This window comes from Porphyrobacter sp. CACIAM 03H1 (assembly GCF_002215495.1).
Lineage (GTDB): Bacteria > Pseudomonadota > Alphaproteobacteria > Sphingomonadales > Sphingomonadaceae > Erythrobacter.
The window spans coordinates 468,371-486,540 of the sequence record NZ_CP021378.1 but is presented as its reverse complement, the minus strand read 5'-3'; the positions used below and the strand labels follow the sequence as shown (position 1 = coordinate 486,540).

The 18,170-nt window shown below is 69.9% G+C and carries 14 protein-coding genes and 1 tRNA gene; 5 read left to right on the top strand and 10 right to left on the bottom strand.

All coding sequences use genetic code 11. From position 1 onward, the window contains the following. Window positions 1–131 precede the first annotated feature (131 nt). Both CBR61_RS02380 and CBR61_RS02375 read left to right on the top strand, forming a co-directional pair. On the top strand, window positions 132–470 hold the full coding sequence (locus CBR61_RS02380; protein ID WP_233996815.1) for a GntR family transcriptional regulator: 339 nt from the start codon (window positions 132–134) through the stop codon (window positions 468–470). Between the two features lie 212 nt (window positions 471–682). Then, a complete protein-coding gene (locus CBR61_RS02375) occupies window positions 683–961 on the top strand; it encodes an integration host factor subunit beta (protein ID WP_073974563.1) in 279 nt (92 codons plus the stop codon). Window positions 962–1,204: 243 nt separating this feature from the next. On the opposite strand, the gene CBR61_RS02370 is transcribed toward CBR61_RS02375, so the two are convergent. After that, the gene (locus CBR61_RS02370; protein WP_088912929.1) at window positions 1,205–2,887 is read right to left on the bottom strand and encodes a cation:proton antiporter; all 1,683 of its coding nucleotides are present in this window, start codon (window positions 2,885–2,887) and stop codon (window positions 1,205–1,207) included. 115 nt (window positions 2,888–3,002) lie between these two features. Between CBR61_RS02370 and CBR61_RS02365 the strand changes: the two genes are divergently transcribed. Beyond that, window positions 3,003–3,084 (top strand) — tRNA-Leu (locus CBR61_RS02365). A 168-nt stretch (window positions 3,085–3,252) separates the two neighbouring features. Then, on the top strand, window positions 3,253–3,897 hold the full coding sequence (locus CBR61_RS02360) for a PilZ domain-containing protein (protein ID WP_088912928.1): 645 nt from the start codon (window positions 3,253–3,255) through the stop codon (window positions 3,895–3,897). On the opposite strand, the gene msrB is transcribed toward CBR61_RS02360, so the two are convergent. From msrB to CBR61_RS02340, 4 genes are all read right to left on the bottom strand, one after another. Next, window positions 3,894–4,394, bottom strand: a complete 501-nt coding sequence (msrB, locus tag CBR61_RS02355; RefSeq protein WP_088912927.1) for a peptide-methionine (R)-S-oxide reductase MsrB — start codon at window positions 4,392–4,394, stop codon at window positions 3,894–3,896. The genes CBR61_RS02360 and msrB overlap by 4 nt on opposite strands. Before the next feature lie 76 nt (window positions 4,395–4,470). Further along, complete coding sequence (locus CBR61_RS02350) at window positions 4,471–5,823, bottom strand: cytochrome P450 (protein ID WP_088912926.1); 1,353 nt, start codon at window positions 5,821–5,823, stop codon at window positions 4,471–4,473. 102 nt (window positions 5,824–5,925) lie between these two features. After that, window positions 5,926–7,176 carry an ABC transporter permease gene (locus CBR61_RS02345; RefSeq protein WP_088912925.1) on the bottom strand — a complete coding sequence of 417 codons (1,251 nt, stop codon included), beginning with the start codon at window positions 7,174–7,176 and terminating at the stop codon, window positions 5,926–5,928. Then, window positions 7,173–8,183: an ABC transporter ATP-binding protein gene (locus tag CBR61_RS02340; RefSeq protein WP_088912924.1), complete on the bottom strand. Its 1,011-nt coding sequence runs from the start codon at window positions 8,181–8,183 to the stop codon at window positions 7,173–7,175. Before CBR61_RS02340 ends, CBR61_RS02345 begins: the two co-directional genes overlap by 4 nt. Before the next feature lie 46 nt (window positions 8,184–8,229). On the opposite strand from CBR61_RS02340, the gene queG reads away from it, so the two are divergent. Next, entirely contained in the window at window positions 8,230–9,276 is a 1,047-nt protein-coding gene (queG, locus tag CBR61_RS02335) for a tRNA epoxyqueuosine(34) reductase QueG (protein WP_088912923.1), read from the top strand. On the opposite strand, the gene CBR61_RS02330 is transcribed toward queG, so the two are convergent. The 5 genes from CBR61_RS02330 to CBR61_RS02310 all read right to left on the bottom strand — a co-directional run bounded on the left by CBR61_RS02330 (window position 9,269) and on the right by CBR61_RS02310 (window position 18,134). Further along, window positions 9,269–10,507 (bottom strand): NAD(P)/FAD-dependent oxidoreductase, encoded by a 1,239-nt coding sequence (locus CBR61_RS02330; protein ID WP_088912922.1) that lies wholly within the window; start codon window positions 10,505–10,507, stop codon window positions 9,269–9,271. The genes queG and CBR61_RS02330 overlap by 8 nt on opposite strands. Window positions 10,508–10,699: 192 nt before the next feature. Next, the gene (locus tag CBR61_RS02325; protein WP_088912921.1) at window positions 10,700–15,397 is read right to left on the bottom strand and encodes an NAD-glutamate dehydrogenase; all 4,698 of its coding nucleotides are present in this window, start codon (window positions 15,395–15,397) and stop codon (window positions 10,700–10,702) included. 125 nt (window positions 15,398–15,522) lie between these two features. After that, window positions 15,523–16,518 (bottom strand): LLM class flavin-dependent oxidoreductase, encoded by a 996-nt coding sequence (locus tag CBR61_RS02320; protein WP_088912920.1) that lies wholly within the window; start codon window positions 16,516–16,518, stop codon window positions 15,523–15,525. Further along, window positions 16,515–17,393, bottom strand: a complete 879-nt coding sequence (locus tag CBR61_RS02315) for a tetratricopeptide repeat protein (protein WP_233996814.1) — start codon at window positions 17,391–17,393, stop codon at window positions 16,515–16,517. The genes CBR61_RS02320 and CBR61_RS02315 overlap by 4 nt, the downstream gene beginning before the upstream one ends. Before the next feature lie 6 nt (window positions 17,394–17,399). Next, complete coding sequence (locus tag CBR61_RS02310) at window positions 17,400–18,134, bottom strand: alpha/beta fold hydrolase (protein ID WP_088912919.1); 735 nt, start codon at window positions 18,132–18,134, stop codon at window positions 17,400–17,402. Window positions 18,135–18,170: the final 36 nt, after the last annotated feature.

The window sequence follows — 18,170 nt, the reverse complement described above, 5'->3', positions numbered from 1 at the left end:
CCATGGCGGGGCAACCTAGCGCCTCTGTCGCCTGTGTGAAGCTTTTGTTTCGGGTGTAACCGGATTACCCCCTGCCTTGACCGCATGGCTGTATTATGGCACTGATGCACCCTGCAAGGGACACTGCCGCCATGAACCCCAACCGCCCCGTCTATCTCAAGCTGCGCGACCAGATCGCCGCGGCGATCATCGACGGGGTCTATGCCGAAGGCGCGATGCTCCCCTCGGTGCGGGCGCTCGCAGCGGAGCAGGGGGCGAACCCGCTGACCGTCGCCAAGGCCTACCAGCAGTTCCAGAACGACGGACTGGTCGAGGTGCAGCGCGGGGTCGGCATGTATGTCGTGCGCGGTGCCGCCGAACGCCTGCGGGCGGCCGAGCGCGAGGCCTTCCTGCGCGAGGAATGGCCCGAGATCCGCAGCCGCATGGCGCGGCTCGGCCTTGATCCGGCAGACCTTGCGCTCGTCTCTTGAGCGGAATACAACTTACAACAGTATCGGTTGCGGTGGGATCCCGTAATGCGACGCTTTGTATACAATTGTAGTCGTCGGGATTGCATCTGTGCCCGGGCTGCGATTAAAGGGGGCGCCTCACGGGTCGGAGGCGAGTTGAGGAAAACGACGGGGTAACCCGCATTGGCGACGTGATGTGGCGGCTCGACCGTCACGGGCGTCGGGAGATCGCCATGATCAGATCCGAATTGCTGCAGGAACTGCACAAGGACAATCCAGACCTTCGCGCCGACGAGATCGAGCAGGTCGTTGATATCTTTTTCGACGAGATCGCACAGCGTCTGGCTGAGGGGGGCCGGGTCGAGCTGCGCGGTTTCGGTGCCTTCTCGACCCGCGAGCGCGAGGCGCGCAGCGGCCGTAACCCCCGCACTGGGGAAACGGTCGACGTGCCGTCGAAGCGCGTGCCCTACTTCAAGGCCGGCAAGGAAATCCGCGAGCGGCTGAATAAGTAGGGGGCGCCTCCGCGCCCCCCTCCTCGGTGCGGTTCCAAGCCCTGCCGGCTTGGGCACCTGCGGCTCGCGCGCGTGCGCTCGCGTCCGCTTTGCGACCAGGATCAGTGCATCAGACCAAGAACCGCGCTGCCTCGGCTCGCCAACGGACGGGCCGCAAGCGCGAACCCGCGCCCGCAGGTGCCCCGAAGCGCAGCGAAGGGAAGGCACCGAGGACGAGGGCGCGGAGGCGCCCTCGCAAACAAACTACGCAGCGCGCGGCATCGGTTCGTCATGTGCGAGGCCCGGGACGGGCAGCGCGCGTTCCTCGCCGAGCGCGGTGAAGACCAGCTCCGTCAGGCGCTCGGTCCCGCCGCTCAGGCTCATGTCGACCGGCACCATGCCGAGCGCCGCCATCTCGTCGAGCTCCTCGGGGCCGGGCACGGCGATGATCCGCGCGACGTCCGGCATCCGCTGCGCCGCCAGCGGGGTGAGCTCGCGCGACACGTCGGTCACACCGGTCGCCACCACCAGCACCCGCCGCCGGTCGATCCCGATCGCGTCCCAGCTGCGCGGATCGCCGGGATTCGCCCGGTGGACGTGGTAACCGTCGGCCAGCGCCATCTGGAACCGGTCGTGATCGGCCTCGAGCGCGAGGTAGCCGATATCGTTGAACGCCAGCGCATCGGCCACCGCACGACCTGCCGATGTCATGCCGATGATCAGCACCGGCGCATCGTCACCCGCCAGCTTCATGTCGGCCGGACCCCGCCGCAGCCGTCCGGCCAGCTTGCGGCCGAGATTCGAGACCATCGGCGTCACCGCCAGGCTGATTGCGATCGCGGTGACCATCGCCGAGACGAGCCGCGGTTCGGCCAGTCCCGCGACCGCCGGCAGGGCCAGCAGCACCAGCGTGAACTCGCTCCCCTGCCCGAGCAGGAAGCCCAGCTGGATCGACCCCGGCACCGACCAGCGATTGAGCAGGCCAGCGCCGACGTTGAAGGCGCATTTGAGCGCGATCATGCCCGCCGTCATCCCGACCACCAGCATCCAGTCCTGCGCCAGCAGCGCCGGATCGATCGACAGGCCGACCGAGATGAAGAAGAACGAGAGAAACAGCCCGCGAAAGGCGTCGATCTCGGTCTGGACGAGGATGCGATAGCGCGAATCGGCGACCGCCATCCCGCCGAGGAAGGCACCCAAAGTCAGCGACAGGCCCGCCATCCCCGTCGCCCAGCCCGCCGCCAGCGCGATGAACAGGGCCGTGGCGGTATAGACCTCGGTGGTGCCAGCGCGGGCGATCAGGCCGAACAGCGGTTCGGTCAGGTAGCGGGCGAAGAGCACGGCAATGGCGAAGGCGGCAAGCGCCTTGCCCCCCGCAAGACCCAGCGCCGGGGCCAGCGCCCCGCCGCCCGCGAGCGCGCCTGCCGTCACCAGCAGCAGGATCGCGGCGATATCCTGGAAGATCAGGATCGATTGTGCCGCGCGCCCCACCGGGCAATCCTCCTGCCCGCGCTCGCGGATCAGGCCGATCACGACGGCGGTGGAGGAAAGCCCCATGCCGAAGCCCGCGATCACCGCGAAGGCCGGCGGCAGGCCGAGCGCCCAGAACAGCGCGGCAAAGCCCCCGCCCGCGACCAGCATCTGCAACGCCCCGAAGCCGAAGATGTTGCCCGCCTCGGCCCGGATCCGCCCGAGCGAGAAGTGCAGCCCGAGGTTGAACAGCAGGAACATCACACCCGCCTCGGCCATCGCGGCGACCACGGGGCCGCTGAACTCGCCTGCCATCCCGAGGCTGGCGAGCCCGAGGCCGAGGCCGAGATAGCCGACGATCGGGTTCAGCCGCAGCGCCCGGCTGGCGAGCGCCGCCCCGATGCCGAGCCCCAGCAGCGTGATCGCCGGCTGGATCGTCGCCACCACCGAATGCGCGTCTGATGCTTCGCCCGCCATGCCGGTCCCTGTCTTGCAGCAATGGCTTGGAGATGGGGCATGGGCGGCCCGCTGGCAAGCGCCCGGCCCTGGCTCTGGCCATACCGCGATGATCTGTGGCAAGGGCGTGAGCCATGCGGGCGTGGCGGAATGGTAGACGCCGGGGACTTAAAATCCCCTGATCCTTGATCGTGCGGGTTCGAGTCCCGCCGCCCGTACATGGCGCCGGGCATGCCCCGGGCACGCGAATGCGTCGAGAAGATGCCGCGCATTATCTTCGCCTTAACGCCTTGTCCTTCATGCCGTAGCCGAAGCATGGGGCCGCCTTGCCCCGTGCATGTCTCGCCAGTGCCAGGACCAGGGGCTGACGGGTTGGGACAATTGGCATGGATTCAGCGACGCATACCGCACGTCTTGAACCGACACCCGACACGCCGGGCGCAGAACAGCGCGCCGCGCCGCGCTTCACGCTGCTGATCCGCGCGGCGAAGCTGGTGTCGGCACAGGGCGAGTTCGTCTGCGTGATCCGCGACGTTTCGGAAACCGGCGTGAGCGTGCGCCTTTTCCACGCCCTGCCGGGCTGCAAGGACTTCGCGTTGCACATGCCCGCAGGCGCGGTCTACGAGATTTCCCGCGTGTGGGAGAAGGGCAACGAAGCCGGCTTCACCTTCACCGAGGCGGTCGAGGTCGAACGGCTCGTCAACGAATCGAGCGAATACCCCAAGCGGGGCCTCAGGCTCGGCCTGTGCTTCCCGGTGACGATCAACGTTCTGGCAGGCAGCTTCGAGGCGGTGGTGGAGAACCTCTCGCAGCAGGGTGCCCGCCTGACCTGCGACCGCCTGCTGGCGATCGACCAGACCGTGCGGCTCGCCATGCCCGACCTCTCCGGCAAGCCGCGCGAGGTGCGCGCCAAGGTGCGCTGGCGGCGCGAGCAGCATTACGGCGTGGTGTTCGACGATACCTTCACCCTCGGCGATTTCGCGCGGCTGGCGGCGCTGCTCCAGGCCCCGGCGCTGCTCGCGGACAGCTAGGCGGGCACGAATTTCAGCGCCACGCCGTTGATGCAGTGGCGCTTGCCGGTGGGCTTGGGCCCGTCCCCGAAGATGTGCCCGAGATGCCCGCCGCAATCGGCGCAGTGCACCTCGGTGCGGGGATAGCCGATCAGGTAGTCGGTCGAGGTGCCGACCGCGCCCTTGTCGATCGCCTGCCAGAAGCTCGGCCAGCCGGTGCCGCTGTCGTATTTGGTGGCGGAGGAATAGAGCGGGTTCGCGCAGCCGGCGCACACGAAGGTGCCCTTGCGCTTCTCCTTGTTCAGCGGCGAGGTGAAGGCGCGTTCCGTCCCCGCCTCGCGCAGCACGTAGAACTGCTCGCGGGAGAGGACCTTCTTCCACTCCGCCTCGCTCCGGCCTTTGGGGAAGGTCTTGGCCTCGGCAGGCGCCGCCCCGCAGGCGCTGACGAAGGGCAGCATCCCGGCAAGTCCGGCGCTGGCGGCCATCAGGCGGCGGCGGCTGAGAAGGGGCAGGCGCATGGGTGTCTCCGTGGGTGGGGGCGAAATGCCCCCGCCCCCCATTTACGTCGAAAACCGGCCCCGGGTTTCACCCCGCTCAGAAAGTCGTGATCTCGACCTCGAGCTTGCGGAAGCCGTGGACGAAGTTCGCCCGCACCCGCTCGACATCGCCCGCGACGTGCACGCGCATCCGGCGCTTGTGCATCTCCTCGAGCAGCACGCGCAGCTGGAGTTCGGCGAGGCGCGCGCCCACGCAGCGGTGGATGCCGTAGCCGAAGGCGAGGTGGCGGCGGGCGTTCTCGCGGGTGATGTCGAGCTTGTCGGGGTTCTCGAACACCTCCTCGTCGCGGTTGGCGCTGATGTACCACAGCACCACCTTGTCGCCCGCCTTGATCTGCTGGCCGAAGACCTCGGTGTCCTCGGTGCAGGTGCGGCGCATGTGGGCGAGCGGGGTCTGCATCCGCAGGCATTCCTGCACCGCGTTGGGGATGAGCTCGGGCTGCTCCTCGAACAGCTTGCGCTGGTCGGGGAACTTGTCGAGCGCATGGATGATCCCGCTCATGGTGTTGCGGGTGGTGTCGTTGCCGCCGACGATCAGCAGCACCAGATTGCCCATGAACTCCTCGGGGCTCATCTGGTTCATCGCCGGCGAGTGGATCATCATCGAGATGAGATCGCTGCCCGGCTCCTTGTCCATCGTGCGCTCGATCCACAGCGACTGGAAATAGGCCGCCATCTCCTGGAGGATGCTCCAGCGCAGATCGTCGAGCGCGCGGATCGAGCCGAGTTCGGTGTCGCCCGACCAGTCCGACCAGAAGGTGAGCAGGCGGCGGTCTTCCCAGGGGAAGCCGAAAAGGATCGCGAGCATCCCGGTGGTCAGCTCGATCGAGACCGTGTCGACCCAGTCGAACACCTGCCCGCGCGGCAGCGAATCGAGCAGTTCGCCGGTGCGCTGGCGGATTTCGGCTTCCATGTCGGTGACCGCCGAGGGCGTGAACTTGGGCGCGACGGTGCGGCGCTGGCCGGTGTGCTGCGGGCGGTCCATCGCGATGAACATCGGCAGCTCGCGCCGCTCGCCGTCACGCGCGGCCAGTTCCTCCTCGCTGAGGCGGTTGAGGATGGTGATGCCGCCATGCTCCCAGCTCGACGAGAAGATCTCGGGCAGGGCCTCGATATGCTGGATCGCCTTGTGGCCGACGACCGCCCAGTAGGGGCCGAAGGGGCTGTCGGGGATCCAGTGGAGCTGGCCCGCGGCGCGCATCTCGGCGAAGACGGGCTGCCAGCGGTCCTCGAAATAGATGTCCGAGCGGCTCACATCCCACGGGTGGGTGTGCTGGAGGCGCTCTTCCGGGTGGGCGGCGAAATGGGCCTTGAGCGCCTCGTAGGAGGAAGGCTCGCGGCGCACCTGCGGGCGCTGGATCCCGGGCGTCGGGGGGGCAATCGTGGCCATGTCTGTCTCCCGTCAGGCGGCCTCTTGATGGGGCCGCTCCGTACGAGTCGTAGTCTGACGCAACTTACAGCAATGTCAATATCGGTTTCGATTCGGAACCGATCACGCGGCAAGACGCCCCTTGCGGCTCTTGTCGCGGCCCGCGCCGCCCGATTTCATCACCCGCTTGCGGAACAGCAGCGATCCGCCCTTCACCAGCACCAGCACGGCAACGGCCTGCCAGGCGAGCGCCAGCGCGTGGGTCCACAGGGCGGGCTCCATCGCCGCCCGCGCCAGCATCGCGAAGGGCGAGGACAGCGGGAAAGCGATGGCCGCCATCTCCAGCGCGGAACCCGGCTGCTTGATCGTGTAGGCGGCAAGGAAGAACACCATCAGCTGGAGCATGGTGACCGGCATCGACAGCGTCTGCACCTCGCGCACCGAGGTCGCCATCGAGCCGATGGTGAGGAACAACGCGCCGAGCAGCAGATAGGCCATCGCGAAATAGACGACGCCCAGGACCACGAACAGCGGCCAGCCGACGGCGGGGGCGGGGAGGTTGGCGGGGTCGAAGCCCGTCACCTGCGTGATCGCATCGCCGCCGGCCGTCCACAGCCCGAAGGCAGCAAGGCCCCACACCGCGATGCCGACAAAGGACACCGCCAGCATGGCGAAGAGCTTGCCCATGAACACCGCGTCCATCGGGATCGCCGCGGCGAGGATCTCGATGATCTTGTTCCCCTTCTCCTCGACGAGGTTGGAGAGCACCATGCCCGCCAGCAGCATCGTCAGCAGGAACAGCAGCATCTGCGCGATCTGCGCGGTCTGGATGCGGGTGGTGCGTTCCGATGCGGCGCTGGTGGCGACCGCCTCGGTGGCGACGGCGGGGAAGCTGGCGGGCTCGGCGGCGAGGGCATGGCCGGCGATCAGGCCGACGGGCCCTTCCCAGCGCGCGATCTGGCCTTCGGTGCCGACGAGCCGCGGCGCAGCGAGCGTGCCGGTGACGATCGCCGCGTAATTCCCGCGCCGCGCCTCCATGAAGCCGCGCGCGTCGAAGGCAGCGCCCTGCGCGGCCTCGGGCACCTGCTCCAGCAAGGGGAGCGCCCGGCCGAGCTGCGGGGAGAGCCGCTCGGCGGTGGCGATCATCGCGGCGTTGTCCTGCTGGCTCATGGCGAGCCCCACCTCGATGCTGACTGCCTCGCGCTGCACCTCGCCGCCGATGCTGCCGGCGAGCCCGCCGACGATCACCGGGAACAGCGGGCCGAGCAGGAAGAACAGGAAGGCGCGGCTGAACAGCACCGCCACGAAATCGCGCCGGGCGATCACCCAAGCGGCCTCGAGAGCCGAGAGGCGCGAACGGGTGTGCTCGCTCATGCGCGGTCCCCTTCGTTGTCGGCCTGAAGCTGGCGCGCCGCGGCCTCGCCCGCGATGGCGACGAAGGCATCGTGCAGCCCGGCGCGCTCGATCGACAGGGAGAGGATCCCCGCCTCGCCTTCGATCAGGCTCTTGAGCAGCGGCTCGATGCCGGTTTCGGGCAGCGGAAAGTGGAAGAAATCGCCGTTGCGGCGGGTCTCGGGCGGCAGGGCGGCCATCCATGCCCCCTCGCGCGCCCGGGTCTCGAGCCGGACCTGCGCCGGGATCCGGTCGCGCGCCGCCTCGACCGAACCGGCATAGGGCACCTTGCCCCCGGCGATGATCGCGACGCCCTCGCACAGGCGCTCGGCATGGTGAATGACGTGGGTGGAGAAGATCACCGTCACCCCGTCATCCGCCAGCGCGCGGATCATCATCTCGAGCTTGCCCTGGTTGATCGCGTCGAGGCCCGAGAAGGGCTCGTCGAGCACCACCAGCCGGGGATTGTGCACCAGCGTGCCGAGCAGCTGGACGGTCTGCGCCATGCCCTTGGAAAGCTGGCGGATCTGGCGGTCGGCGGCGTGACCGAGGCCGTGGCGTTCGAGCAGTTCCACCGCTCGCGCGCGGCCCTCCTTCAGGGGCAGGCCCCGCAGCGCGCCCATGAAGGCGATCGCCTCGACGCATTTCATCGCGGGGTAGAGGCCGCGCTCTTCGGGGAGGTAACCGATCAGCCGGCCGATATCGTGGGGGCGGTCATGACCGAAGACGCGGCGCACGCCCTCGTCCGGGTCGATGATGCCGAGCAGCATCCGCAAGGTCGTGGTCTTGCCCGCGCCGTTGGGGCCGAGGATGCCGTAGATCGCGCCCTCGGGCACGGCGATGTCCACCCCGTCGACCGCGCGCGTGCCGTCGAAGCTCTTGACCAGCCCGCGCGCCTCGATCGCGAGGGGACGCGCGTCGGCGGGCACGGCGCTGAAGCCACCCGCGTGATTGCCCGAAAGGGTGTGTTCGCTTACCGCCATGTCCATGACATAGGCGGTTAGCCGTCAGGATTAAACGGAGGCCCTTCCGAACATGGTTAATGCCCCCGCAAGCCTTGCCCTCCGGGTGCAGGAGCGGGCGCTCGCCACTGGCTTCGCGGCCTGCGGGATCGCGGGCGCGGGCGAGGACCCGTTGCGCGCCGCCCGGCTGGAGGAATGGCTGGGCGAGGGGCACCACGGCTCGATGGAGTGGATGGAGACGCGCCTTGCGCACCGCCGCTCGCCGCAGGGGCTGTGGCCCGAGGCGAAGAGCGTGATCGCGCTCGGCATGAGCTATGCCCCGGCGGCCGATCCGCTGGCGCTCGAAGGGTCGGCGGAGCACGCCCGCATCTCGGTTTACGCGCAGGGCCGCGACTATCACGATGTGGTGAAGAAGCGGCTGAAGGCGCTTGCCCGCTGGCTCGTGGACGAGGTGCCGGGATCGCAAGTGAAGGTCTTCGTCGACACCGCGCCGGTGATGGAAAAGCCGCTGGGCGAGGCGGCGGGGATCGGCTGGCAGGGCAAGCACACCAACCTCGTCAGCCCCACCCACGGGAGCTGGCTGTTCCTCGGCGCGATCTACACGACTTTGGATCTGGCGCCCGCCGAGCCGCACCGCGACCAGTGCGGCAGCTGCCGCGCCTGCCTCGACGCGTGCCCGACGAACGCCTTCCCCGCGCCCTACCGGCTCGATGCGCGGCGCTGCATTTCCTATCTCACCATCGAGCACAAAGGGCCGGTTCCGGAGGAATTCCGCGAGGCGCTCGGCAACCGCATCTATGGCTGCGACGATTGCCTCGCGGTGTGCCCGTGGAACAAGTTCGCCTCCGCCGCCCAGGCGATGCAGGAGTTCCTCCCCCGCGCCGAACTGGTCGCCCCGCGGCTCGGCGAGCTGCTGGCATTGGACGATGCGGGGTTCCGGGCGCTGTTCTCCGGTTCGCCGATCAAGCGCATCGGGCGCGACCGGTTCATCCGCAACTGCCTCTATGCGGCGGGGAACAGCGGGAACCGGGCGCTGGCGGCGCAGGTGGAGTTGCTGACGCAAGACCCCGATCCGGTCGTGGCCGAGGCAGCGGAATGGGCGCTGGCGCGGCTCAGATAAGGTCCTTCAGCGCCACCTCGGGATCGGCCAGCAGCGCGGGATCGATCTTGCCGGCCCCGCTCTCGAGCAGCTTCCGCGCCTGCACATAGTCCTTCATCGTGCCCACGCAGTCGAAGGCGATCGGCACCCCGGCCTTGAGGTAGACGACGGTGAACTTGCGGTCCGCCGGATCGCCGCGCAGCACGGTAGCATCGAAGCCGAGGCTGAGGCCTGCCGTCTGGAGCTTGAGGTCGTACTGGTTCGACCAGAACCACGGAAGCGCGTGATAGGGCTCCTTCTCGCCCATGATCGCCTTCGCCACGGTGTTCGCCATGTCATGCGCGTTCTGCACGGATTCGAGCCGGATCACGGCATTGTCCGCGAAAGGGTTGGCGTGGGCGGCGCAGTCGCCGATGGCGTAGATGTCATCGAGGGTGGTGCGGCAGCAGAAATCGACGTCCACCCCGTTCGAGCCGGCTGCCCCTGCCGCGATCAGCGGGGCGACGGCGGGCACGATGCCGATGCCGACCACCACCATGTCACAGGGCACTTCCTCGCCGCTGTCCAGCCGGACGCCGGTCACGCGGTCGTCGCCCAGCACTGCGTTGACCCCGGTCGAGAGGCGCACGTCGACGCCCTGCCGGCGGTGTTCCTGCGCATAGAAGGCGGACAATTCCTCGCCCGCCACCCGCGCGAGCAGGCGGGGGAGCATCTCGACCAGCACCACCTCGCTGCCGAGTTTCCTGAGCACCGCGGCCGCCTCGAGCCCGATATAGCCGCCACCGATCACCACGGCGCGCTTCGCTCCGTCGGCGAGGGCCTGCATCATCGCGTCGGCATCGGACTTGTCGCGCACGTAGAAGACGCCCGGCAGCACCGCGCCCGGCACCGGCAGGCGGCGCGGATCGCCGCCGCCCGACCAGATCAGCTTGCGATAGGTCACCTGCCCCCCGTCCGAGAGGGTCAGGCGGTGCGCCTGCGGGTCGATCGCGGTCACCGCCGCGCCGAGCCTGAGGCCGATGTCCTTCTCCGCCCAGAACTTCTCGGGCCGGATCATGATCCGCTCGAAGCCCTTGTCCCCGGCGAGATATTCCTTGGAAAGCGGCGGGCGTTCGTAGGGCGGCGCATCGTCGCGCCCGATCATCAGGATCGTGCCCTCGTGCCCGTGCTGGCGCAGGGCGATCGCCGCCTGGGCCCCGCCGTGCCCGGTGCCGACGATCACCACGTCGGCGTGCTGGTGGTTGGATGCCATGCTCTGCCTATGCCCCTCCGGCTCAATGCGGCCCTTGATGTGGCGCAAATTGCCGGAGGGTCAAGGTAGCGTTTGTGTGTCGGACCGCCCGCCCCGCCTCCCCGCCCGGCCACCATAACATAGTGGTACCATTGGTGGCCGGGCGGGGAGGTGGGGCGGGAGGTCTGCGCCGCGCATAGGCGCGGCCGCAATTCACCGCTCCAGCAGGTTCCTCGCCTGGCTGGCGATCTGGGCGAGCATCGCCGCGCCGACCGGCGGGCGCGCCTGCGCCCGGGCGATCATCGCGCGGAACTGCGCCACGCCCGCGGCATTGCGCTCGGCCCAGGCGTCGACCGCGCCGCGCGGATCGTCCTTGCCGGCCTTGCTGCGCATCAGCCGCCGCAGGAACTCGATCCGCATGTGCTGGAAATCGCGCGCGAGGCCAGAGACCAGCAGCCGCTCCCACACGTCCGACGGGCTCATGTGCGCCGCCGTGCCCTGCGCCCAGTCGAGCCCCAGCCGGGTGCCGATGTCGGTGAAGGCATGGGTGAGCAGCTTGGCGTCGATTCCCGTCGCGCGCGCGGCCTGGGCAAGGCCCACCGCGCCGTCGAAATCGAACAGGCCCGCAACCTGCGCCGCGAGCGCCTCAGAGGCACCGGCCGCGACGAAGTCGTGCTGGAGCGCCTGCGAGCGGGCGCGCGGCTCCGCGGTGAGCAGCTCCTCGCGCGCGCCGACCAGCATGGCTACACCCTCGGCCAGATCGCCGATCATCGCCCCAGCCGCGATCGAGCCCGCAGCCGTGCGCAGCACGTCGCTTATCAGGTTGCCGACCGCCGCCGCCAGCCGGTCGAACAGCGCGAGTCGGACGGCTTCCGGCATGGCGGCCTCCTCGAGAGCGCGCCACAGCGGCTCGAGCCCGAACAGGCGCTCTGCCACCACGAAGGCGGCCGCGACCTCGGCGAGGCCCACGCCTTCCTCCTCGGCGAGTTCGAAGGGATGGACCATGCCGAGCCGGTTGACGATGCGGTTGGATAGGCTCGTCGCGATCATCTCGCGCCGCAGCCGGTGGCCCTTGATCTCGGCGGCGTAGGTCTTGCGCATCGCCGAGGGGAAGCGCGCGAGCAGCACCGGTTCGAGCACCGGATCGTCGGGCAGCCCGCTCGCCTCGATCGCGTCCTGCAGCGCGAGCTTGGCCGAGGACAGCAGCACCGCCAGTTCGGGGCGGGTCAAGCCCTGCCCGTCGGCGGCGCGGCGGGCGAGGGTCTCGCCGTCGGCCAGCCCCTCGGTGCGGCGGTCGAAATCGCTGACCTCCTCCAGACGCTCGATCAGGCGGACATAGGACGCGGTCGCCCCCGGCCCGCCGATTTCGGCCACCGACAGGGCGAGCGCCTGGAGCCGGTTGTCCTCGAGCACCAGCGCGGCGACCTCGTCGGTCATCGCGGCGAGCAGCGTGTTGCGCTTCTTCTCGGTGAGCTTGCCCGAGGCCGTGGCGGCGGCCAGCGCGATCTTGATGTTGACCTCGTTGTCCGAGCAGTCGACCCCGGCGGAGTTGTCGATGAAGTCGGTGTTGATCCGCCCGCCCCCGAGCGAGAAGGCGATCCGCCCGGCCTGGGTGACGCCGAGGTTGGCGCCTTCGCCGATCACCCGCGCGCGGACCTCGTCGGCATTGACGCGCAGCGCGTCGTTGGCCGGATCGCCGACCTGGAGGTGGTTCTCGTGGCCGGCCTTCACATAGGTGCCGATGCCGCCGAACCACAGCAGGTCCACCGGCGCCCGCAGGATCGCGCTGATCAGCGCCTCGGGCTCGATCTCCTTGACGTCGAGGCCGAGCACGTCGCGCGCCTGCTTCGACAGCTTGATCACCTTGGCCGAGCGCGGGAACACGCCGCCGCCCTTGGAGATCAGCGTCTTGTCGTAATCCTCCCAGCTCGAGCGCGGCAGCTCGAACATCCGCTTGCGCTCCTTCCAGCTGGCGAGCGGATCGGGCGAGGGGTCGATGAAGATATGGCGGTGATCGAAGGCGGCGACGAGCTTCAGCGCCTTCGACAGCAGCATCCCGTTGCCGAAAACGTCGCCCGACATGTCGCCGCAGCCCGCGACGGTGATCGAGTCCTTCTGGACGTCGATCCCCATCTCGCGGAAGTGGCGCTGGACGCTCACCCAGGCCCCACGCGCGGTGATGCCCATCGCCTTGTGGTCGTAGCCGTTCGAGCCGCCGCTGGCGAAGGCGTCATCCAGCCAGAAATCGCGGCCCTGCGCGATGCCGTTGGCGATATCGGAGAAGGTCGCGGTGCCCTTGTCGGCGGCGACCACGAAATAGGGGTCCTCCCCGTCGAGCACCTGCACGCTCTCCGGGTGCACCACGCGCCCGTCGGCGATGTTGTCGGTGACCGACAGCAGGGTGCGGATGAAGATCTCGTAGGCGGCGCGGCCCTCCGCGGCCCACCCCTCGCGGTCGAGCGCGGGCGAAGGGAGCTGCTTGGGATAGAACCCGCCCTTGGCGCCCGTGGGCACGATCACCGCGTTCTTGACCCGCTGGGCCTTCATCAGGCCGAGGATCTCGGTACGGAAATCATCGCGCCGGTCGGACCACCTGAGGCCCCCGCGCGCCACCGCGCCCGAGCGCAGGTGGATGCCCTCGACGCGCGCCGAATAGACGAAGATCTCGCGCCACGGAACGGGCTTGGGCAGGCCCGGAACAAGGTCCGAATCGAGCTTGAAGGCGAGCGCCTCGGCGGCCGCCGGCGAGAAGGCGTTGGTGCGCAGCACCGCGCCCATCACCGCGCGGTAGAGGCGCAGCAGGCGGTCGTCATTGATCGCGGTGACCTTGGCGAGGCCGCGGCGGAAGGCGCTCTGGGCCTCGGCCAGCGCCGCATCCCGGTCGCCCGCGAAGGCCGGATCGTGGCGCGCCTCGAACAGCGCGATCATCGCGCGGGTCACCTGCGGCGCACCGGCGAGGGCATCGACGACGGTGTAGATGGTGTAGCTCACCCCGGTCTGGCGCAGGTAGCGGTAAATCGCGCGCAGCCAGTTGGCCTCGCGCGGGAGCAGCCCGGCGGCGGGCACCAGCCGGTTGAAGGGATCGTCCTCCGCCGCGGCGTTGAGCACGTCGGCGATCGCCCCCTCGATCAGCGCGGTGCGATCGAGCAGCGCCGACGCATCGCGGCCGGCGGGCAGCGTCAGCAGGAAATCGTGGATCGACCCGAGCGAGGCATCGGTGAGGAAGGTCGGCACCTCGGCGAGCACCCGGAAGCCGAAATTCTCGAGCGCCGGCACCGCATCCGACAGCGCCAGCGCGCCGCGGGTGAGATAGACCTTGAGCCGCAGCCGGTCGGGCCCGTCGGCGTTCATCCGGTAGAGCCGCACGGCACGCGCGGTCTCGCCCTCGCCCATCGCCAGGCCGCGCAGCTTGGCGATGTCGAGCGCGGCCTCCTGCGGGCCGTAGGTGACGCGGTAGCCGGTCGGGAAGGCCGGGGCATAGCGGCTCGCGAGCGCGGCGGCGCGCCCTTCGTCCTCGTGCGCGGCGAGGTGGGTCGCCACCGCCTCGTTCCAGCCGCGCAGCAGATCGACCAGCTGCGCCTCGATCGCCGCCTCGTCGGGCAGGTCGGGGCAGCCGCGCACGTCGATGAGGAAGCGCAGCAGCGCGAGCGTGCTGCTTTCCACCTCGAGGCTCCAGTCGAGCAGCGCCGCTCCGGGCGTTCCCAGCAGCATCGCCTGGATCTGCAGGCGCACATCGGTCGAAAGCTGGTCGCGCGGCAGCCAGACGAAGGCGAAGACGTGCCGCTCGAGGATCGCGGGCACCATGATGAGGCGCGGGCGCGGACGATCGATCAGCGCCATCTTGGCGGTCACGAGATCGGCCACGCGAACCGGATCGAAGGCGGTGAGCAGGTCGTTGGGCAGCGAGGTGAAGGCGTGCACCAGCGCCTTGCCGTTGTGGCCGGCCGGATCGAAGCCGAGACGCGTGGTGATGTCCTGCACCATGGCGCGCAGCACCGGCACTTCGCCCGGGCGCTCGTTCATCGCGGCGCTGGTCCACAGGCCGGCGTGGATCGACAGCGCGGCGATGCGCCCTTCTTCGCGGAGCGGCACGATGAACAGGTCGAGCGGGCTGGCGCGGTGGACGCGGGCCTGGACGTTGGACTTGATCGCCAGCAGGGCGCGGGGCGTGCCCTCGGCCTCCTGCCGGTCGAACCATTCGAAGGCGCGTTCGTAGGACACCTCGGCGAGCAGTTCCTGCGCCGAGGCGCGGCAGATGCCGAGCCGCTCGGTCGAGGAGCCGTCGCGGCGACGAGTCATGTGGCCAAGCTGGGTCAGCATCCCGCCCCCCAGCCACGCCAGCAGCGCGCCCGCCTCGGCATCGAGCGCGCCGACGCGCCCGGCATCGGCGGCCATCGCCGCCTGCATCGCCGGCCAGTCGGCGACCGCCGCATGGACATCGCCGAGCGTCGTGCGCAGCGCCTCGACGAGGTCGCGGCGCTGGCGGGCATCGGCGCGCGGGGTCTCGATATAGATCAGCGATTCGCGCGCTCCGCCCTTCCCGAGCGCAATGATCACGCCCTCGGCATCGCGCTCGACCGGGACCACGGGGTGCAGCAGCCGGTCGATGGTCAGCCCCTGCGCCGCGATGGCGGCAGCGACCGAATCGACGAGGAAGGGCTGATCGTCGTTGACGATGGCGATGCGCAGGTGGCGGCGTCCGGCGCTGGCGGATTCGATCTGGACGAGTGGCTCGCCCGGGGCGCGGATGGCGGCGGCGGAGAGCAGCCAGGCGGCGGCCTCGTCGAGCGCGGACTTGTCGACCGGCGCGTCGCCGGGCAGCATCGAGGCTTCAAGCGCGGCGCGCAACCCCTTGATCAGAGAACGGTTTCCACCCTTGACCGGCGCGGTGGCGGCGGTTTTCGACCCCATCTTCGGCTCCTGCTCGTCCTGCGTGTCCGGCCTCGTCCCGTGGTAATTTTATTATGCCGGATTGTTGTTATCGTGTTTGCTCGCGATACGCCTTTCCCCCCGGGCAAGGCAAGCGCGATGATCGCTCAGACTGCCGGAACGGTCTGGCAGGCTTCCATCGTCAGTTCGAGACTGCGGATGCGCGCCTCCGGATCATAGGTCGCGCCGCAGAGCATGATCTCGTCCGCGCCGGTGCGCTGCACGAAGGCGGCGATGCCCTCGCGCACCTGCGCCGGCGTGCCGACGGCGGCGGCCTGTCCGTGATGGGCGAGCATCGCCTGCGCGGCGGCGGGCAGCGTCTCGGCGTAGCCCTGCACCGGAGGCGGCAGCTTGCCGGGGTTGCCCGAGCGCAGCCGCACGAAGCTCTGTTGCTGCGAGGAGGCGATCAGCCGCGCCTCGGCTTCGGTGTCGGCGGCAAAGACGTTCATCGCGACCATCACGTGCGGGCGGTCCAGCGCCTCGGAGGGCTGGAAGTCGCGGCGGTAGACGGCAAGCGCGGCATCGAGGTGATCGGGCGCGAAGTGCGCGGCGAAGGCATAGGGCAGGCCGAGCTTGGCGGCGAGCTGCGCTCCGAACAGGCTCGATCCGAGCATCCACAGCTCGACCTTGGCGCCGAGACCGGGGGTGGCGGCGATCGGCAGGTCGTAGTCCCCCGTCAGCAGCGCACGCAGCTCGACCACGTCCTGCGGGAAGTATTCGGCGGCCTGGTGCAAGTTCTTGCGAAGCGCGCGCTGCAATTCCGGCCCTGCCCCCGGCGCGCGGCCCAGCCCGAGGTCGATCCGCCCCGGGAACAGCGCGTCCAGTGTGCCGAACTGCTCCGCGATCTGGAACGGGGTGTGGTTCGGCAGCATGATCCCGCCCGATCCGATGCGGATGCGGGTGGTGGCGTTGCCGATGTGGGCGAGCACCACCGAGGTCGCCCCGCCGGCTATCCCGTCCATCGCGTGATGTTCGGCGACCCAGAACCGGTCGCATCCGAGGCTTTCGGCGGCGCGGGCGAGATCGGCGGTGGCGGCGAAGGCTTCGCTGAGCGTCCCGCCCTCGCGCACCGGCACGAGATCGAGCACGGAAAATCGGGTCATGGCTGCGGCTCCTCTCCCGTCGCGGGGGCACTCTCGCCCGCTTGCCCGAGCTGCGCAAGATAGTCCGTCGCGGTGGCGGCGAAGGCGCTGCCGGGGGCGAGGTCGATCACCGACTGCCAGCTCCGGCGCGCGGCATCCTCGCGTCCGGCGAGCATCGCGACCACCCCCGCCTCGAGCGCGACCTGCGGCCCGATCCCGCCCGCGCCCGGGGCGAGCCCGGCGGCCTGTTCGATCGCGGACTGCGCTTCGGGCAGGCGGTCCATCCGGCGCAGCAGGGTCGCCTTTAGCAGCCACACCTCGGCACTGTTCGGCGCGAGACCGGCGGCGGATTCGAGCGCGGCGAGAGCTTCCGTGTCCCGGCCCAGCCGCACCAGAGCGCGGGCGCGGTCGGTAGCGGCGATCGCCTCGAGCGGGGCGGCGCCGGCCGCGCGGGCATCGCGCTCGGCGAGCAGCAGCAGGTCGACCGCGCCGGCGGGATCGCCGCCTGCCAGCGCGGCGTTGCCCGCCATCGCCGCGAAGCGGGCGCGGGCGCGGGTGTCGTCTTCGGGCGTCTCGCCCCGCGCGGCGGCGAAGGCGGCGCGCGCGTCGTCCCACAGCGCCAGCTCGGCGGCCGCCATGCCGAGGCAGTGGTTGGCGAGCACCCGTTCGGTGCCGTCGGTCTCGCTGCGGCGGATCTGCGCCATTGCGTGGGCGCGCGCCGGGTCCTCGTCGAGCTGGGCGAGGCAGCCTTCGAGCCACAGGCTGGTCGCGCCCGGCTCGGCCTGCGCACGGGCTTCGGGCCGCGGCGGCCGGTCGCGCACCAGTTCGTCTCCCGGCATCGCCCCGCCAAGCGGGTTGGGGCCGACTTGCAGGAGCAGGGCAAGGAGGATCGACAAGGGGCGCTATCCGTAGAATTCGGCCACGATGGCCTTGAGACGATCGATGTCGCCGGGGCGCGACAGGCGGTGATCGCCGTCTTCTACCAGCGTCACCTGAACCTCAGCCGACGCGAGCGCATCCTTGAGCCGCAGCGAGATTTCCCACGGCACGTCGGCGTCCTGCTTGCCGTGGAGCAGCCGTACCGGACAGGCGATGCCGATCGCGCCGTCCAGCCTGAGGTGGCATTCGGCATCGGCAAAGAAGCCGGGATGGGTCGGCGTCGGCTCGGGACCGTAGGGGTTGTCCTCGTAGATCGTCTCCCCCGCCGCGAGCGCGGCGCGCTGCGCCTCGGAATAGCCCCAACGGGTGAAATCGGGCGCGGGCGCGATGCCCACCAGGCCGGCGAGGCGGTGCTTGAGGTGCTCGGCCACCAGCAGCATCAGCCAGCCGCCCATCGACGAGCCGACCAGCAGCACCGGCCCCGCCACATAGCTTTCGACCAGCGCCAGCACCTCGTCGCGCCATTTCGAGAGCATCCCCTCGGCGAAGTCGCCGCCGGATTGCCCGCAGCCCGAATAGTCGAGCAGCAGGCAGGCGCGGCCCCGCGCCTCTGCCTCGGCGAACAAGGCGGTCGCCTTGCCGCCGCTCATGTCGCTCATGTAGCCGGGCAGGAAGACGAGGCAGGGGCCTGCTCCGGGCGTCAAACGGAAGGCGATGCGGCGCCCGTCGTAGAGGGTGTGGTGCATGATGGCGGTCATGCCCTCTCCATGCCTTGCGCAAGGCGCCAAGGGCAA

What these genes read in the sequence shown, in the direction of transcription:
- CBR61_RS02380 (WP_233996815.1), top strand. Translation starts at nt 132, where the DNA reads ATGAACCCCAACCGCCCCGTCTATCTCAAGCTGCGCGACCAGATCGCC.
- CBR61_RS02375 (WP_073974563.1), top strand. Translation starts at nt 683, where the DNA reads ATGATCAGATCCGAATTGCTGCAGGAACTGCACAAGGACAATCCAGAC.
- CBR61_RS02370 (WP_088912929.1), bottom strand. Translation starts at nt 2,887, where the DNA reads ATGGCGGGCGAAGCATCAGACGCGCATTCGGTGGTGGCGACGATCCAG.
- CBR61_RS02360 (WP_088912928.1), top strand. Translation starts at nt 3,253, where the DNA reads ATGGATTCAGCGACGCATACCGCACGTCTTGAACCGACACCCGACACG.
- msrB (WP_088912927.1), bottom strand. Translation starts at nt 4,394, where the DNA reads ATGCGCCTGCCCCTTCTCAGCCGCCGCCGCCTGATGGCCGCCAGCGCC.
- CBR61_RS02350 (WP_088912926.1), bottom strand. Translation starts at nt 5,823, where the DNA reads ATGGCCACGATTGCCCCCCCGACGCCCGGGATCCAGCGCCCGCAGGTG.
- CBR61_RS02345 (WP_088912925.1), bottom strand. Translation starts at nt 7,176, where the DNA reads ATGAGCGAGCACACCCGTTCGCGCCTCTCGGCTCTCGAGGCCGCTTGG.
- CBR61_RS02340 (WP_088912924.1), bottom strand. Translation starts at nt 8,183, where the DNA reads ATGGACATGGCGGTAAGCGAACACACCCTTTCGGGCAATCACGCGGGT.
- queG (WP_088912923.1), top strand. Translation starts at nt 8,230, where the DNA reads ATGGTTAATGCCCCCGCAAGCCTTGCCCTCCGGGTGCAGGAGCGGGCG.
- CBR61_RS02330 (WP_088912922.1), bottom strand. Translation starts at nt 10,507, where the DNA reads ATGGCATCCAACCACCAGCACGCCGACGTGGTGATCGTCGGCACCGGG.
- CBR61_RS02325 (WP_088912921.1), bottom strand. Translation starts at nt 15,397, where the DNA reads ATGGGGTCGAAAACCGCCGCCACCGCGCCGGTCAAGGGTGGAAACCGT.
- CBR61_RS02320 (WP_088912920.1), bottom strand. Translation starts at nt 16,518, where the DNA reads ATGACCCGATTTTCCGTGCTCGATCTCGTGCCGGTGCGCGAGGGCGGG.
- CBR61_RS02310 (WP_088912919.1), bottom strand. Translation starts at nt 18,134, where the DNA reads ATGACCGCCATCATGCACCACACCCTCTACGACGGGCGCCGCATCGCC.